General features: G+C 66.6%; 17 protein-coding genes. 6 read left to right on the top strand and 11 right to left on the bottom strand.

Annotated elements, in window-relative coordinates:
- Positions 1-17: 17 nt before the first annotated feature.
- Positions 18-1,058, bottom strand: a complete 1,041-nt coding sequence (locus tag IEX88_RS11550) for a putative B6 ABC transporter substrate-binding protein (protein WP_244640061.1) — start codon at positions 1,056-1,058, stop codon at positions 18-20.
- Positions 1,059-1,140: 82 nt separating this feature from the next.
- On the opposite strand from IEX88_RS11550, the gene IEX88_RS11545 reads away from it, so the two are divergent.
- On the top strand, positions 1,141-1,551 hold the full coding sequence (locus IEX88_RS11545) for a hypothetical protein (protein WP_188850746.1): 411 nt from the start codon (positions 1,141-1,143) through the stop codon (positions 1,549-1,551).
- A 19-nt stretch (positions 1,552-1,570) separates the two neighbouring features.
- Here IEX88_RS11545 and IEX88_RS11540 read toward each other — a convergent pair whose 3' ends face one another.
- From IEX88_RS11540 to IEX88_RS11495, 10 genes are all read right to left on the bottom strand, one after another.
- Positions 1,571-2,578 carry a TRAP transporter substrate-binding protein gene (locus tag IEX88_RS11540; RefSeq protein WP_188850745.1) on the bottom strand — a complete coding sequence of 336 codons (1,008 nt, stop codon included), beginning with the start codon at positions 2,576-2,578 and terminating at the stop codon, positions 1,571-1,573.
- Positions 2,579-2,592: 14 nt separating this feature from the next.
- A complete protein-coding gene (locus IEX88_RS11535; RefSeq protein WP_188850744.1) occupies positions 2,593-3,864 on the bottom strand; it encodes a TRAP transporter large permease in 1,272 nt (423 codons plus the stop codon).
- Positions 3,861-4,415, bottom strand: coding sequence for a TRAP transporter small permease (locus tag IEX88_RS11530; protein ID WP_188850743.1), 555 nt, complete (start codon positions 4,413-4,415; stop codon positions 3,861-3,863). The genes IEX88_RS11535 and IEX88_RS11530 overlap by 4 nt, the downstream gene beginning before the upstream one ends.
- Before the next feature lie 4 nt (positions 4,416-4,419).
- Positions 4,420-5,349, bottom strand: a complete 930-nt coding sequence (gene fhmpcd1, locus IEX88_RS11525; protein ID WP_188850742.1) for a 5-formyl-3-hydroxy-2-methylpyridine 4-carboxylate 5-dehydrogenase — start codon at positions 5,347-5,349, stop codon at positions 4,420-4,422.
- Between the two features lie 88 nt (positions 5,350-5,437).
- The gene (locus IEX88_RS11520) at positions 5,438-7,054 is read right to left on the bottom strand and encodes a GMC family oxidoreductase (RefSeq protein WP_188850741.1); all 1,617 of its coding nucleotides are present in this window, start codon (positions 7,052-7,054) and stop codon (positions 5,438-5,440) included.
- A 107-nt stretch (positions 7,055-7,161) separates the two neighbouring features.
- Complete coding sequence (locus IEX88_RS11515) at positions 7,162-7,887, bottom strand: class II aldolase/adducin family protein (protein WP_188850740.1); 726 nt, start codon at positions 7,885-7,887, stop codon at positions 7,162-7,164.
- A gap of 56 nt (positions 7,888-7,943) precedes the next feature.
- Positions 7,944-8,402 (bottom strand): YbhB/YbcL family Raf kinase inhibitor-like protein, encoded by a 459-nt coding sequence (locus IEX88_RS11510; RefSeq protein ID WP_188850739.1) that lies wholly within the window; start codon positions 8,400-8,402, stop codon positions 7,944-7,946.
- A gap of 26 nt (positions 8,403-8,428) precedes the next feature.
- Positions 8,429-9,019 (bottom strand): amino acid synthesis family protein, encoded by a 591-nt coding sequence (locus IEX88_RS11505; protein ID WP_188850738.1) that lies wholly within the window; start codon positions 9,017-9,019, stop codon positions 8,429-8,431.
- A gap of 61 nt (positions 9,020-9,080) precedes the next feature.
- Positions 9,081-10,220 (bottom strand): FAD-dependent oxidoreductase, encoded by a 1,140-nt coding sequence (locus IEX88_RS11500; RefSeq protein ID WP_188850737.1) that lies wholly within the window; start codon positions 10,218-10,220, stop codon positions 9,081-9,083.
- Between the two features lie 48 nt (positions 10,221-10,268).
- Positions 10,269-11,057 (bottom strand): alpha/beta fold hydrolase, encoded by a 789-nt coding sequence (locus IEX88_RS11495; protein WP_274604599.1) that lies wholly within the window; start codon positions 11,055-11,057, stop codon positions 10,269-10,271.
- An 84-nt stretch (positions 11,058-11,141) separates the two neighbouring features.
- Between IEX88_RS11495 and IEX88_RS11490 the strand changes: the two genes are divergently transcribed.
- From IEX88_RS11490 to IEX88_RS11470, 5 genes are all read left to right on the top strand, one after another.
- Positions 11,142-11,999, top strand: a complete 858-nt coding sequence (locus tag IEX88_RS11490) for a GntR family transcriptional regulator (protein WP_244640059.1) — start codon at positions 11,142-11,144, stop codon at positions 11,997-11,999.
- Between the two features lie 107 nt (positions 12,000-12,106).
- Entirely contained in the window at positions 12,107-13,660 is a 1,554-nt protein-coding gene (locus IEX88_RS11485) for a GMC family oxidoreductase (protein WP_188850735.1), read from the top strand.
- Positions 13,661-14,016: 356 nt separating this feature from the next.
- A complete protein-coding gene (locus IEX88_RS11480) occupies positions 14,017-14,766 on the top strand; it encodes an SDR family NAD(P)-dependent oxidoreductase (protein ID WP_188850734.1) in 750 nt (249 codons plus the stop codon).
- Between the two features lie 114 nt (positions 14,767-14,880).
- Positions 14,881-15,729, top strand: a complete 849-nt coding sequence (locus IEX88_RS11475) for a transketolase (RefSeq protein WP_188850733.1) — start codon at positions 14,881-14,883, stop codon at positions 15,727-15,729.
- Entirely contained in the window at positions 15,726-16,745 is a 1,020-nt protein-coding gene (locus IEX88_RS11470) for a transketolase family protein (RefSeq protein ID WP_188850732.1), read from the top strand. Before IEX88_RS11475 ends, IEX88_RS11470 begins: the two co-directional genes overlap by 4 nt.
- Positions 16,746-16,938 lie beyond the last annotated feature (193 nt).

Here is a 16,938-nt window from a genome sequence, read left to right as displayed (position 1 = left end):
CCGCCCGCCGAACCCCGCTACTGGGCGGCCGCCGAGACATCCGTCATCAGAGCCCGCACGGCCGTCGCCTCGAAGACCGGCTCGATCTTGATCTCCCCCGAGATCACCTGATCGCGGACTGTCTGGACCGCCGTCCACACGTCATCCGGAATCTGATCCGTCTTCAGCAGCGCCACCGATTCGTCGGCGAGGCCGATCGCGTAGCGCTTGGTGCCGAACGTCTCGTCCTGCAGGTCCTTGATCATCGCCGCGTAGACCGGGGTGATGTTCCAGACCACCGAGGAGAGCAGGAAGCCCTTGCTGACCGAAGTCTTGTCACCGATCACGTCGATGAACAGCACCTTGCCGCCGTCTCCGGCCTTGGCGGTCTCCACCGCCTGCAACATGCCGAAGCTCGAGCCGTTGCCCTGGCCGAAGATGATGTCGGCACCGGCCGCGATCACGCTTTCGGTCACGCGGCGGCCGCCGGCGGCGTCGCTGTAGGCGGCCGGTCCGATCACCGCATAGGTGATCTTCACCTCGGGGTTCTCCGCCTTCACCCCCTGCGCGAAGCCGGCCGACTGCGAGTTCCATGAGGGCGGCTCGCCGGAGACGACGATGCCGACATGCTTGGACCGGCTCATCTTGGCGGCCATGCGACCGGCGAGATAGGCGCCCTCATGGCCGCTCAGCGTGTAGTCGGCGACGAGGCCCGCCTTGAGCGCCTGGGGGGAGTCCACGATCGCCACCGGAATTCCCGTCTCCTCGGCGATCTCCGGTGCCGACGTGGCGTAGCCGCTGGCATGGGCGATGATCAGGCTCGCCCCATCCGCCGCGATTTCGCGCAGGGCCGGGCGGACGTCGCCGTAGCCGAGACCCGAGGCGACGATCACCTCGATGCCGGCCGCCTCGGCAGCGGCTTTGGCCGCGTCGACGCCCTGCTGGTTCCAGCCGAAATCGGTCCCCTCCTCCGGCGTCATGATGGCGATCGACTTCACCTCGGCAGCGAGGGCCGTTCCCGCCAGAAAGACCGCGGCCACCACAGCAAGCACGCTCTGCTTCATCCAATTACTTGTCACTTCGCTCTCCATTTGTTTGACTGTTCACGATAACATCCCGAATTCCGGTAGTTTTTCTGAGACACTTGGACTGGAGGCCTGCTTGGCGCGTTCACCTCTCCTTCTCGCTGTGGCCGCCTTGGCGGTTCTTGCCTGTCCTGCCGCGGGCGGCGAGACCGTGGACCCGAAGGGCCTTGTTCGGCTGCCGGTCGACGTGCGCAATTCGGGGCCCGACGCCATCGTCTGCCAGGCCGAGATCGCCCATTGGTTCGCCACCGATCTCGCCAGCATCGCGCCCGACGACCATGCCAGCCTCGACCTGCGTTTCGACACGCTGAGCCGCGTGTGGGCGGTGATGAACGCCCGCGACGAAGCTCTCCCGGTCGAGCGCGCCTGGTGCGGCGTCAAAGGCAGCACCTACGAAACGCGCTGGGACCTTCCGCTCGGGCGCGACCAGCCGCAGGCGCGTCGGCTCGACTGCCGGCCCGAAGGCCCGAGCCTTGCCTGCCGCTGAAAGCAGCCGGCCGGCGCGCTCACGGCTTGGCCTTGGCGTCGACGGCGGCGCGCAGGCGATCATATTCGGCCTTCACCGCCGGCTCCGCATCCAGCACCTCCGCCGCCAGCTTTGAGAAATCCGCCTCCATCTTGGCCTGGTCCTCGCTGGACAGCGCGTTGAGCTTGCCGCCGTTGTCCGTCCAGATTTTGTAGGTTTTCTCGACGTTCTCGACGCCCCACGGGAAGACTTGCTCTTCCGCGGCGCGGCCGGCCTCGATGATCGCCGTCTTGACCTCATCGGTCTGGGACTGGAACCAGTCCTCGTTCACGACCGTCACGGAGACGATCTGCGCAAAACGCAGGTCGAGGATGTTCTTGCCCACGTCGTAATATTTGAAGGCCGTCAGGATCGGCATGCCGACCAGCATGCCATCGAGGCCGCCGGACTCGAGCTGCGGAATGACCTCGGTCAGGGCCAGCGGCAGCGGTGTCGCGCCCAGGAGCTCCATCGGCTTGACCTGCAGCGGCGACGCGAAGGTGCGGATCTTCAGGCCGCGCAGGCCATCGAGCGTCGTCACATCCTTCATCGTGAAGACCACGGTCGGGCTGTTGTAGATCGCGCCGATGACGCGCAGGCCCTTGTCGAGGAACATCTCCTCCATGTGGCCTCGATACTCGGGGTCGTGGATCGCCGCATGGACGTCTTCCGGCGTCTTGAAGAGGCCGGGAACGTCGAACGCCTGGAAGCGCGGGTCGACATTGGTCATGAACGAGGTCGGGGTCGTGAAGGCCTCGATCGTGCCGAGCAGCACGCCTTCGGCCATGCGCGGAATGGCGCCCAGCTGGCTGGCCGGATAGATCTCGGTCTTCACGGCGTCGCCGACGCGCGCCTGCAATTCGCTGGCGAACACCTTCTGCCATTCGTGCTGCACATCGTTGATCGTCGCCGAGGCGAGCTTCATCGTGGTCTGCGCCTGCGTCGCGGCCAGGGGTGCCAGCACGATCGCGGTGGTGAGAAGGGCAGATCTGAGGAGTCTGACAAGCATGGAAATCTCCGTTGTTAGAGGCCCGACCCGAGCGTCAGCGACAACGCCGGCATGTAGGTGATGATGAGCAGCGCCAGCACGAGCACGATCGTGAAGGGCATGACGCCGCGATAGAGGGAGTGAGCCGGCAGGCCGGTGACCGACTGGGCGACGAAGATGTTCAGACCGAAGGGCGGCGTGAACATGCCGATGGCCAGGTTGACCGTCATGATGATGCCGAAGTGGATCGGATCGATGCCCAGCGAAATCGCGATCGGCACCAGCAAAGGCGCGAAGACGAGGATCGCCGAGGTCGGGTCGAGGAAGCAGCCCATCACCAGGAGGACGACGTTGACGACGAGCAGGAAGGTCAGCGCATCGAGCTGCAGCGCGTTGATCCACTCGATGATGGCCTGGGGCACGCCCTGGGTCGTCAGGATCCAGGTGATGACGCTGGCGGCCGCCACGATGATCAGGATCTGGCCGGACAGCATCGCGGCATTGCCCGCGGCGTGGATGATGTCGCGGAGCGTCATGGTGCGGTAGATGAACATGGCCACCACGATGGCGTAGACGCAGGCGAAGCCGCCGGCCTCGGTCGGGGAGAACAGGCCGAGATAGATGCCGCCGAGCACGAAGACGGGCATCAGCAGCGCCCAGAACGCGTCCCTCGTGGCCTGCCACGCCACGCGCGGCTCGAAACTGGCCTCGCTGGGAATGCTCTCCCGCCAACCGACGAAGATGATGTATCCGCCCATCATCGCGGCCATCAGCAGCGCGGGAAGAACGCCGGCCATGAACAGCTTCGGAATGGACTGTTCGGCCGCCAGCCCGTACAGGATCATGGCGATGCTTGGCGGAATGACGATGTCGATCGCGCCGCTCGCGGCGATCAGCCCGCCGGCGCGCTCGCGCCCGTAGCCCGAGGCCACCAGCTTTGGATACAGCGTCTTTCCCAGCGCTGCGACGGCGGCGACGCTCGACCCGCTGATGGCGCCGATCGCGGTGGAGGCGCCGACCGTGGCGACGCCGAGACTGCCCGGCACGCGCCCCACCATGGCCATCGCCCAGTTGATCAGCCGGATGGCGATGCCGCTCGTATTCATCAGTTCGCCGGCGAAGACGAAGAAGGGGATAGCCAGGAGCGCGTAATTGTCGAGACCGCCGAACATCACCTGCTGCAGGGCGACCGGCGGCAGCGGCAGGACGAACATCATGGTGGCCGCGACCGCGGTCAGGAACACGAGGAAGACGGGCGTGCCGACGGCCAGCAGCAGAAGCGGGAGGATGGCCAGCGACACGATCATGGCTCGACCTCTTCGCAAGGATTATTGCGAACCAGCGCCGAGAGGTCGCGGACGAGCATGACCGCACCCGCCAGGGTCAGCCCGGCAAAGCCGAACAGCAGCGCGGCATGCGGGATCGTCATCGGCACGCCGAGCCCCATGCTCTTCACCCCCAGCGTCGAGATGCGGCCGATGAAGAGCCAGGAGGCGTAGGTGGCGTAGCCGCAGGTAACCACCGCCGCCAGATCGTGGATGACGCGCAGCAGGTGGTGGAACCGACCCGTCGCGCAGAGCGGCAGCAGGTTGACGTTGATATGCGACCGCAGGAACAGCGAGAGGATCGAGGCAATCATGACCGCCCAGATGACGACATAGACCATCAGTTCATCGGCCCCCAGGGGCGAGATGCCGAACAGATAGCGGCTGGCCGCGTTCAGGAAGTTGACCGCCACGACGGACAACAGCGTCAGGCCCAGCAGGGTGTGCAGCACCTTCATTGCCAAGCCCGCCAGACGCGACGGTGCCGGGATCTGCTCAGTCTCCGTCAAGGTGGCGCGATCGGTCCCTGCCATGATCCTAGTCGCTCCCCTCGAGGATGCGCCGGATGGCGACGAATTTTCGCGCGCGGTCGCGCTGCAGCTGGGCGATCTGTTCGGGCGTGTAGGCGTAGATGCCTTCGCCGGACTTGATGCCGAGCGTGCCTGCCGCGATCTTGGCGCCGACCAAGGGCCCGACATCCTTGCGATCGGAGAGTTCGGCGTTGAGGAAGGACGAGACCGAGTTGTAGATGTCGAGTCCTGCCATATCGAGCAGCGCCATCGGCCCGACGACCGCGAGCTTGTAGCCGATGCCCCAGGACACGCAGGTGTCGATGTCCTCGGGCTCGATCACGCCGTTTTCCACCAGGTCGACCACCTCGCGCAGAAGCGCGTACAGCACCCGGTTTTCGACGAAGCCCGGCACATCCTTCTTCACCACGACGGGCAGAAGCCCGAGCGCGCGAATGAGGTCGCGGATGATGTGCACGGTCTGCGGCGCCGTCTCCTCGCCCGCGATCACCTCGATCATCGGGATGATGTGCGGCGGGTTGGACCAGTGCATGCCGACCATGCGCGCGGGATGCGAGATATGCGCCTGGAGCTTGGTGATCGGAATTCCTGACGTGTCCGAGGCGACGATCGTGTCGGGCGAGATCAGCGGGTCGATCCGGCGATAGATGTCGGCCTTGATCTGCTCGTTTTCGGGCACGTTCTCGATGATGAGGTCGGCGCCCGCGACGGCGGTCGCGAGGTCGTCGGCAAAATGGACGGTTCCGGCACCGCCCGCCGGGGGCGCGATGCCGAGAGCGTCGAGAACGGTTTCGGCGGTGCCCAGCATCGACTTCGCCCGCTCGATCGCGGCGGGCGCGACGTCGTGGGCGACGACGTCCAGACCGCCCCTCGCGAGCCGAGCGGCCATGCCGGGTCCCATCGTACCGAGGCCGATCAGGGCGACGCGGCGGATCATCGGACCACCCCGCCGGGGTGGGACGCGGTTACCCATCCCTTCGCCGAGGCCGGAAAGCGGACCGGCGCGCCCGTTTCGAGTTCGCGCATCAAGCTCTCCCCGCTGTCGTGATGAGATCGGCGGCCTTCTCGGCGATCATGATCACCGCCGCGTTGATGTTGCCGCAGACGAGGTCGGGCATGACCGAGGCATCGACCACGCGCAGGCCCTGGAGACCGCGCACGCGCAAGTGCGGATCGACCACCGAGGCTTCGTCGGCGCCCATGCGGCATGTGCCCGCCGGGTGGTGCACGGTGATCGAGGTCTTGCGGATGTGCTCGTCGATTTCCGCGTCGCTCTCGCAGGCCGGGCCCGGAAAGAACTCCGCCTGGATGAAGGCCTGCATGGACGGCTGGCGCGCGAGCTCCCGGGCGACGCGGAAGCCGGCGCGCAGCGACTCCCAGTCCTTGGGCGACGCCAGAAAATTCTGGCAGATCAGCGGTGCCGCCGCCGGATCGGACGAGGCGAGCTTCACCGACCCCCGGCTTTCCGGTTGCGTCGCGACGATCCGCGTCGCGAATCCGTCCGGAAACGGCGCCTTGAACGGCTCGAAATAGGGCCATGCGGCCAGCGGCGCCGCCGTGAAGAGGATCTGCACGTCCGGCAGCGGCCGTTCCGGCCCGCTCTTCAGGAAGGCGACGACGCCGCCGGGAACGTCGCCCGAAAAGCCCTTGCCCGTCAGGTAGGTCTTCACGAAATCCAGGCCGATGCGATCCGCGCGCATCATGCGCAGGAACGGGCCGGGCTCGCGGCGCCGGTACATCAGGATGACCGACACATGATCCTGCAGGTTCTTGCCGACCGCGGGAAGGTTCAGCCGCGTCTGGATGCCATGGGCGTCCAGTTCCTCCCTCGCGCCGATGCCGGACAACATCATCAGCTGCGGCGTGTTGATCACGCCGCCCGACAGCAGCACCTCGCGGCGGGCGAGCACCGTTCTCTCGGTGCCCTGATGGGTGAGCGTGATCCCGGTGGCGCGCGCGCCGTCGAGCAAGATCCGCGTCGCCATCGCGCCGGTCAGCACCGTCAGGTTCGGGCGTTTCAGGACCGGTCGCAGATAGGCGGTGGCCGTCGAGCAGCGTCGGCCCTTGGCGATCGTCATCTGGAGACGGCCGAAACCGTCCTGCTGACCGCCGTTGTAATCGTCCGTCTGCGGATAGCCGGCGTCGACGCTGGCCTGCGCAAAGGCGTCGATCAGCTTGTCCTTGTAGCGGCAGAACTGGGTGCCGAGCGGACCTGTCCCGCCCCTGTATTCGTCGGCGCCCCCTTCCCAGCTTTCCTGCTTGCGGAAATAGGGCAGGACCTTCTCGTACGACCAGTCGCTGAGCCCTGACGCCGCCCAGCGGTCGTAGTCTCCGCGATTGCCACGGACATAGGCCATGGCGTTGGTCGACGACGAACCGCCGATGACCTTGCCGCGCGCACACTCGACCTTGCGGCCGCCGACATTGGCCTCGGGCTCGCAGAAATACATCCAGTCATGGCGCCGCTCGGTGAGGATCTTTCCCCAGCCGAGCGGGATCCGGATCATCGGATCACGATCCCAGCCGCCGGCCTCCAGCAACAACACCGAGCATTTCGGATCGGCACTCAGCCGGTTTGCCAGAACGCAACCGGCCGATCCGGCCCCAACGATGACGTAGTCGTAGCTGTCCGCGTGCGACATGGTGCGTTCGCTGCCTTCCCGTTATGCGCCTGCGCCAGAAGGATATCGGGACCGGAGGTCCCGCCTGCCGGCCGGGCTCGATATCCGCGCGGTTTTCTCCAAGGACGTCACGACAAGAGGCCGGCTTCCCGGAGGCGCTGCGACCAGTGGTTCCAGCCGCGGTCGATCTGCGCGCCGACGAGCTTGCCGGCCGTCGTGACCTCGCCCGGTGAAAGATACTTGACCGTGCCGACCCGCAGGCCGGCCGTGAGCGCCGCGGCCTCCTGCTCGAGGTAGAAGGCCCGGAACACCACTTCACGCACCGAGTTGCCGACATTCACCACGCCGTGGCGGGCCATCAGCACGACGGTCTGCTGGCCGAGGCTTTCGGCGATGTCCGCACAGACGTCGCGGCTGCCGCCGAAGAGGTCCGTCTCATCCCCCCGCTTGTCGCGGATTTCGTAGACCGGCACGGACTCGCCCATGAACGCGCCCATATGCGTCACCGGGCGCAGGGGCGTGTCGACGAAGCAATAGGGCAGCACGGCCGGCGAGTGGGTGTGGAGCACACACTGAACGTCCGGTCGCGCCTTGTAGATCTCGCTGTGGATGTAGCGCTCGAGATAGGACGGGCGGTTGTCCGTCGTCTCCCCATCGAGATCGAAGCGAAGAATATCGTCCTTCGTGATCAAGCTCGGCGCCAGCTTTTCAGCCAGGAAGAAGCTTTCGGGATCGTGCGGGTCGCGGACGCTGATGTGCCCGAACGTGTCCATGATGCCTTCGTGCAGCAGGATCTTGGTCGCGACGACCAGTTCTTCGAACAGTTTTGCGTGGGTACTATTCACCTCTGGCATCAACGCACACTCCCGTCACAAGCGACTTCAGGTTTCGTCCGACCGGCGGTGTCGGTTCATTTGTTCTCGTAGAGACCGACGATACGGTTCTGTTCGATGATGTTGCCGGCGTAGGTCGCCAGGAATTCTTCCCGGGTGGGCGTTCCCTCGACCTTCGTGTCGAGCGCGTAGACCCAGAAATAGTAGTGGTGGAGGCCATGGCCGGCCGGCGGCTGGGGTCCGTAGTACTGCTTGTCGCCGCCGCCGTTCGGACCGACGCGAAACTTGTCCTGCGCGTCCGAGAGATCGGTTGCCGAGGGGTCGATGCCGTAGACGGTCCAATGGGTGAAGCCGTTGGCCAAGGGGGCGTCGGGATCGTGGCAGATCACGGCGAGTTCCTTTGTGCCGGCGGGGACGCCGCTGACCGTGAGCCGCGGCAGGACGTTGCCCTTGTCGCCGGCATGTTCGTCGCGCAGTTTTCCGAGCGGCTCGAAATCCGCCGAGGTGATCGTGAGGTCCTGGATGTTCAGAGGCATGGGCTGTGCTTCCCGTTCTGTGGGGCCTAATTGGCCGCGTTGAGGTCCGCGACGGTCTTGCCGCCGACGCGCTGGTGCACGCGCGGACCCGTGGCCACGGCGACGCAGATCAGCAACTCGTCCGGACGCGGTCCGTCCGGCACCGAGAAGGTCACCGCGTCGTAGTGCGAGCGAATGTAGAGTTCGTCCTTGTGGGCGAGCGGGATGTCGATGGCCGTGCCCGCCACCGCGACCTTGCTGGCCGACGAAATCCAGGCCTCGCCGCCGCCGACCGCCTCGCGCAGCGGATTGCCAAAGGCCGTGGTGATGCAGGCGACGACATGTTCCTGCTCTCCGGACGTGCCGGCGATGCCGCCTTTGCCGTAGCTTTCGACCGGGCGGCCGCGGAGCAAGGCGGCCGCGCGTTCGCCCAGCGCATAGCCGATGGCCAGGCTCGGTCTGGTGAGCTCGCCGAGATCGGCGACGAACTTTCCAGCGAATGGATTGCGAATGACGACGCCGACCGCCGCCTTGATCAGCGTGTCGCCGGGCGTGCCGCCGTCATGCCGGATCTCGTGCACCAAGGAGTACCACCCCCGGACCTCGTAGTGCCTTTCGACTTCGACCGAATAATCCATACCTATCTCCCGAGAAGCACGCCGCTGATGCGCACCCAGATTCTGTCACGGTGGTCCGGTCCTACTGCGGCCATGAGGAGACCTGGCGCAGTGGGTCGTAGCAGGCAGCCTCCAGGGCCGCCGGCGTGAACATGTTGCCTTTCGACAGGGAGCGATGGGCCGCGTAGTCGGCGGAAATGGCCTGGCAGCGGTCGGTGATCGGGCGAACCCGCTTTTCCCACCCGACCAGGGCCTCCTCGATGGACGCAGCGGACGCGACGTCCTGCGCGATGCTGAAGGCATTGACCATTGAGCAGCCGGCTCCCTGGGCGAGCGCCGGGCACATCGCATGCGCGGCATCGCCAACCAGCGCGACCTTGCCGCGAGTCCAGCTGTCGAGCTTGGTCGTCTCGTATTTGTCGTATCGGGCCGACTGCAGCTTCGCCGCCTCGACGAGACAGGGTTCCAGGAACGGGAACATCTCGACCCAGACCTCCAGGTCGATCGGCACGCGCGAGCCGCGCGGATCGGCTGCCGGCGCCATCATGCCGAGATAGAGTTCCTTGTCGTTGCAGGGCGAATAGAGAATGCGCTGGACGCGGGGGCTGGTGTTCCACATGTCGATGGTGTTGTCCCATTCGCCGTCGCCGAGCTCTTCCTTCTTGCGGGGCACGATCAGGCGGATGATGCCGTCGGTGGCGCTCCAGCGCTCTTGCTTGAAGCCGATGGAATCCCTGACCTTGGAGCCGACGCCGTCCGCGCCGATGATCAGGTCGGCCTCGAGGACCTCGCCGGTCTGCAGCGTCAGGCGGCCCTGCGGATCGGCGGCGACCGCCTCGGAGTTGACCCGGATATCGACCCCGACTTCGCGCACGCGGCGGACCAGGGCGTCGTGCAGGTGACTGCGCGTCATGACCCGCCAGGGCAGTCCGTTGAAGGTCTCCCTGGAAACGGACTTGTTGTGCATCCAGGTCTGGTAGGTCGGCGGCGTATGGGAGCCCGTCAGCACATCCTCCAGCGCGCCGACGCCTTCCAGAACGCGCAGGCCGTTGTGCCAGAGGTAGATGCCGGCGCCGAAGGCCCTGAGCTCCGGGCTCTTCTCGTGCAGGCGGACATCCCAGCCGCTCTGCCGGAGCGCGATCGCCGCCGTCAGGCCGGCAAAGCCGCCGCCGGCGATTTCCGCACGCCGCGTTCTGCCGGATGTTGAAGTCGTATTGGCCATTTTGCTGGATCCTCGTGATGCGGACAAAAAGGTGCGGGTGCCCTACCCTCAGGCGTCGACGAAGTTGCTGATGGCTCTGAGCGTGATCTCTGGAGAGACCTCGTTGACGTAGTGGTCGGCGCCGGGGATCACGACCACGGGCAGGTCGGGCCGCAACCGGCTGGTCCTGGCCAGCGCATCCGCCGAGACGAGCTTGCTGTCCCCGCCGCGGACGATGAGAACGGGCTTCGTCACCTTTTGGTAGACCGGCACCAGATCCGCCCGCAGGCCCGTCGCGGTCTGTGCCATTGCCGATGGCGAGGCCAGCGGACGCAAGCCGCCCTCGACGGCGCGGTAGCCGCTCGCGGCGCGAATTTCGATCGCGGCCGGGGGAAGGTTCACGTAGCGCCCGGCAAGGTAGGCCTTGACCGCCGCGACATCCTTGAAGAGCTGATCGCCCGCGTTCACCCGGCTGTCGAGCGCATCGAACACGTCCGTCTCGATATAGGGGGTGAAGTCGATGGCGATGACCGACCGGACCAGTTCGGGGTCGATCGCCGCCGCCGTGACCGAGTTGCGGGCGCCCAAGGAATGCCCGACGAGAATGGCCGGGCCGGCGTCGAGCGAGCGGATCAGGCCGGCGATGTCAGCCGCGTAATCGGCCGCCGCGTAGCCGGCGTCGGGCTTGTCGCTGAGCCCATGCCCTCTCTGGTCGACCGCAACGGTCCTGAAGCGGCTCGACAACCGGTCCACCAGCGGGGCGAAGACGGCCGAGTTGGATGTGATGCCGTGGAAGAACAGCATCAGGGGCCCCTGGCCCTGCTCGCGCACGTTCAGCGTGATGCGGCCGATGTCCACCCGCCGCGACTGTCGTTGGTCAGAAACTGTGTCTGCCAGCATGTCCCGCCCTCACCGCTGCTGCCTCTCTGACAAGAATGGAGCATGGTATCCCGAGGCTCGTCAACCCGGATTGTCTGTCAATCTTGCAATCTGGCAATCTGGCAATGCCGCAATCTTGAAGCTGACAACCTCTCCGGGACACGCTATCTAAGCGCGGGTGCCTGGCATGGTGCGTCACGCGTCACACGTCCTGGGTCGCCCTGGATTTTCGCGCCAATTGAGTGGAAGCCGATGGCAGATTTGAATTTGCGCGTTTCGACCCGCACGGTTCAGCAGGGGACCGTCGACAAGATTCGATTGGCCATCTTCTCCGGCCTGTTCAAGCCGGGAACCCGCCTGGTGGAAAGCCAGCTCTGCGCGCAGTTGGGCGTGAGCCGCCCCTCGCTCCGGGAAGCCTTGCGCAGCCTGGAGGCAGAAAGGCTGATCGAGATCGTGCCCAACAAGGGGCCGTCGGTTCCCGCGCTGTCCTGGGCGCAGGCGATGGCCATCTACGAGGTCCGAGAGCTCCTGGAAGTCGAGGCCGCCGGCCAATGTGCGGCGCGGATCACGGAGAGCGAACTGCGCGCGCTGGAGGACTCCCTCACCGCCTTCGAAGCGGCCGCTTCCAGCAAGGATGGCATGGCCCAGGTCACCACCGCGGCCGAGTTCTACGCCATCATTCTCGCCAATTGCGGAAACCCGGTGCTGGAAGAGGTGCATCGGGGCCTCCTGGCCAGGGTCAGCTTCTTTCGCGGACGCTCGATGTCCCTGGAAGGCAGGGCGTGGAACAGTTTTCTGGAGATGCGGGAGATCTTCGAGGCGATCGCGGCCCGCGATGCGAAAGCGGCCCGGAAGGCCGCGAAGAAGCATGTTCTGAAGGCCAAGGCGGCGGCGAAGGTCGCCATGGACAGCAATATCTGAGCGTCCTCCAGGCCGGCTGATCGGTTCCGGCATCCGGCGACGTTTGCAAGGCCCATCGCCATCGGCCGTCCTCGGCGGTGACGAGCCGAGGAAGACAGGGAGAGGTGATGACCCGGGCGCCGGACCGTGAACGCAGGTGGAAGGGCGATGTCGCCATCGTCGGTGGCGGTTCCGCCGGGGTCCTGTTGGCAGCACGCCTGAGCGAGGAGCCCGGGCGCCGTGTCCTGTTGATCGAGGCCGGCGAGGAACCCACCGATCCCGACATCTGGGTGCCCGCCGCCTGGCCGGCGCTCCAGGGTCGCAGCTACGACCGCGACTATCGCACCGAGCCGCAGCAAGGGACCGCGGGACGCATCCACCATTGGGCACGGGGAAAGGTCGTCGGCGGATCGAGCTGCCTGCATGCGATGGGCTACATGCGCGGCCATCCCGCGGATTACCAGGCCTGGGTGGACGCATCCGGCGATGCCCGATGGGGTTGGGATGCCCTTCTGCCTGCCTTCGAGGCCATCGAGGAGCCTCCGTCCGGCAGCGATGGCGGGCACGGCAAGGGCGGCCCGATGCCCGTCCATCTGCCGTCGGACGAAGTCAGTCCGGTCGCGCGGGCCTTCATCGAGGCCGGCGCCGCTCTGGGCCTGCCGCGCCTCGAGGGGCACAATGGCGGCCAGATGATCGGCGTCACACCCAATTCGCTGAACATCCGCAACGGGCGGCGGGTGACGGCGGCGGATGCCTGGCTGACGCCCGCCGTCCGCGCCCGCGACAACCTGACGATCCTGACCGGGTCGCAGGCGCGGCGGGTGATCCTCGATGGCCGCCAGGCTCGCAGCATCGAGGTGATCGGGCACAAGAGCGCCGTCGAGGTCTTTGCGGACCAGGTCATTCTCTGTGCGGGGGCGCTGGAAAGTCCGGCCCTGCTGATGCGCTCGGGCATCGGCCCGCGCGATGTGCTGGATGCCGCCGGCGTCGGCTGTCTGATCGAGATGCCGCAGATCGGTCGCAACCTTCAGGACCACTTGCTGGGTGCCGGCAATCTCTATGCCGCCCGCCGGCCGGTACCCCCGTCTCGCCTTCAGCATTCCGAGTCGATGGCCTATCTGCGCGCGGGCGACTTTACGGCGACCGGGCAGCCCGACATCGTCGTCGGCTGCGGCGTCGCTCCGATCGTGTCCGAGCGCTTCCAGGCGCCGGCCGCCGGCACCGCCTATTCGCTGCTGTTCGGGATCACGCATCCCACGAGCCGCGGCAGCCTGCGCATCAGCGGCCCCGAGCTCGGCGATCGCCTGATCATCGACCCCGCCTATCTGCAAACCGATCGCGACCGCGCGCTGTTTCGCCGGGCCCTTGAGGCGGCACGAACGATCGGCCATCACGACGGCCTCGCCGACTGGCGCGGCCACGAACTCCTGCCGGCCAAGCTGAACAGCACAGCTAAGATCGACAGCTTCATCGCTGAGGCGGTCATCACGCACCATCATCCCTGCGGCACCTGCCGAATGGGCAAGGACGCGGACGCCGTCGTCGACGGCGATCTGCGGCTGAAAGCGCTCGACAATCTTTTCGTCGTGGACGCATCGATCATGCCCAGTCTCACCGCGGGGCCGATCCACGCCGCCGTCCTCGTGATTGCAGAGACCTTCGCACGGACGATGAAGGCCTGATCGGATTTTGCCGAGGGCCGACCCGGGATCGGCAGATAGGCAGCGCGCCAGGGAGGGCGATTTCCGTCGGCCGGTGAACCGCCCCGGCGCCCATCCGGCTGCGCTCCTCTGCGGCTGCAGGCAATCCCCGGTTTTCGGGATTCCGGCCAAGGGCGAACGCTCTTTCCCAGGCCGTCCGGACCATCAGGCGACTGCGCCCGGCGCTTGACTATGATCTTGGAAGCCCCCGCCGGACCCCCTGATAGATGAGGTCAGCTCACCCATCGCCGCTTGGATTGCGTTTGTGCGTCGCGCGTCATCTTCGCTACGACTACCCCCAAGAACGATCCGGTAACATCCGGTATGGGAGGGACGACATGCTTCTTCAGGGCAAATTCGCCGTGATTTCAGGCGCCGCCAGTGCGCGGGGCATCGGGCTGGCCACTGCCCGGCGCTTTGCTGCCGAGGGCGCGCGCGTTGCCATTCTCGATATCGATGCGGCGGCGGCCGAGACGGCGGCGGCCTCGCTCGGCGAAGGCCATATCGGCCTCGGCTGCGACGTCACCGATTCCGGCGCCTGCCGCGACGCCGTCGCGGCCGTCCTTTCCGCCTTCGGCCGCATCGACATCCTCATCAACAATGCCGGCATCACCCAGAAGATCAAACTGCTCGACATCGGCATCGCCGACTGGTCGCGCATCATGGACGTCAACCTCACCGGCGTGCTGCTGCTCAGCCAGGCCGTGATCCCCGCGATGCAGGCGCAAGGCGGCGGCTCAATCGCCTGCATGTCCTCGGTCTCGGCGCAGCGCGGCGGCGGCATTTTCGGTGGCCCGCATTATTCCGCCGCCAAGGCCGGCGTGCTCGGCCTTGCCAAGGCGATGGCACGCGAGTTCGGCCCGGACAAGATCCGCGTCAACTGCGTCACCCCCGGTCTGATCGAGACCGACATCACCGGCGGCATGCTGACCGACGAGATGCGTCTCGACATCCGCAAGAACATTCCGCTCGACCGGCTGGGCAGCGCCGACGATGTGGCGGGGATCTATCTTTTCCTCGCCTCGGACCTGTCGGCCTACGTCACCGGCGCGACGATCGACGTCAATGGCGGCATGCTGATCCATTGAGCCGCGTCAGCCGGCGACGCCGGCTGGCCTCGCCCTGATCACGCCCGATCCCGGCGCGCCGGATCGCGGCGCACAGGGCGGTCGTCCCCATCGCCCCGTCTGGAGGAGAAGCCCATGGCACCGCCCTCGCCGCCCCTGACCAATGTCAGCCTGGCCGAACGCGCCTACCGCATCCGCCGCAACGCGGTGAGGATGGGCGAGGTCCAGGGCCAGGGCTATGTCGGCCAGGCGCTCGGCATCGCCGACGTTCTGGCCGTGGCCTATTTCCACGCCATGACCTTCCGCCCGGAAGACCCGGAATGGGAAGGGCGCGACCGCTTCCTGCTGTCCATCGGCCACTATGCCATCGCCCTCTATGCCGTTCTGATCGAGGCCGGCATCCTGCCCGAGGAGGAGCTCGAGTCCTACGGCAGCGACGACTCGCGGCTGCCGATGTCGGGCATGGCGGCCTATACGCCAGGCATGGAGATCACCGGCGGCTCGCTCGGCCAGGGCCTCGGCATCGCCGTCGGCATGTGCCTCGGGCTGAAGCGCAAGGGCTCCAAGGCCTTCGTCTACAACCTCCTGTCGGACGGCGAGCTCGACGAGGGCTCGACCTGGGAGGCGGCGCTGTCGGCGCCCCACCACGGCCTCGACAACCTCATCGCCATCGTCGACGTCAACAACCAGCAGGCCGACGGTCCGTCGACCAAGATGCTCGGCTTCGAGCCGCTCGCGGCCAAGTTCGAGGCTTTCGGCTGGTTCGTCCGGCGCGTCGACGGCAACGACCTCGAGGGCGTCGCCCGCGCCTTCGACGAGGCACGCGCGGCCCCCGGGCGCCAGCCACGCATCGTCATCTGCGACACCAAGATGGGCAAGGGCGTGCCCTTCCTCGAGGCGCGCGAAAGCGCGCATTTCATCCGCGTCGACGCCGACGAGTGGACGCTGGCGCTGGATGCGCTCGACGCCGGGAGGCAGAAATGACCGCAGGCACGAACGCTCCCGTGGCCGCCGCGCCGAAGAAGCGGCTGACGACCTCGGCGATGATCGCCTCGCTCGCCGCCGATGGCCAGCGCACCGTCTCCGCCCCCTTCGGCCACGCGCTGGTGAAGCTCGCGGAGGAGCGGCCCGACCTCGTCGGCCTCACCGCCGATCTCGCCAAATACACCGACCTGCACATCTTCGCGCAGGCTCATCCCGACCGCTTCTACCAGATGGGCATGGCCGAGCAGCTGCTGATGAGCGCTGCCGCAGGGCTGGCGCGCGAGGGCTTCATGCCCTTCGCCACCACCTATGCCGTCTTCGCCTCGCGCCGCGCCTACGACTTCATCTGCATGGCGATCGCCGAGGAGAAGCTGAACGTCAAGATTTGCTGCGCCCTGCCCGGCCTCACCACGGGCTATGGCCCGAGCCACCAGGCGACAGACGATCTGGCGATCTTCCGCGCGCTCCCGAACATGGCGATCATCGACCCCTGCGACGCCCGCGACGTCGAGACCGCGGTGCCGGTGATCGCCGCCCATCAGGGTCCGGTCTACATGCGCCTCCTGCGCGGCCACGTGCCGATGGTGCTCGACGAATACGGCTACAGCTTCGAGTTCGGCAAGGCCAAGATGCTGCGCGACGGGCGTGACGTCCTGTTCATCTCCACCGGCATCATGACCATGCGGGCGCTGGAAGCCGCCGCGGCGCTCGCCGCCGACAGCATCGACGCCGCCGTGCTGCACGTCGCCACGATCAAGCCGCTCGACGTCGAGACGATTAAGCGCGAGGCGGCCAGGACCGGCCGCATGGTGGTGGTGGCCGAAAACCATTCGATCGTCGGCGGCCTCGGCGAGGCGGTGGCGGGAACCTTGATGCGCGCCGGCATCACCCCGCCCGCCTTCCACCAGATCGCTTTGCCCGACGCCTTTCTCGACGCCGGCGCGCTGCCGACCCTGCACGACCGCTACAAGATCTCAACGTCGGAGATCGTGGCATCGGTCAAGGCCTGGAGTTGATTTGGCATCCCAGTTGGGATACCAATGTTGGGCTGAACACAACCCGTCCCGAAATCTGCCTTTCGGGGCATCCGCCGCATCGTCGGCGCGTCGAAACCAGGGTCTGTTCGCCAAAAAGAAGCACGGGGCCAAAGGCTCCGCCCCGAGCCGCCCCAAGAGCGGCCGTCCAATAATCTGCTGTCACCACACCCCC

Source organism: Aureimonas glaciei, from assembly GCF_014643375.1.
GTDB lineage: Bacteria > Pseudomonadota > Alphaproteobacteria > Rhizobiales > Rhizobiaceae > Plantimonas > Plantimonas glaciei.
This window is presented reverse-complemented; position numbering and strand designations above follow the sequence as displayed.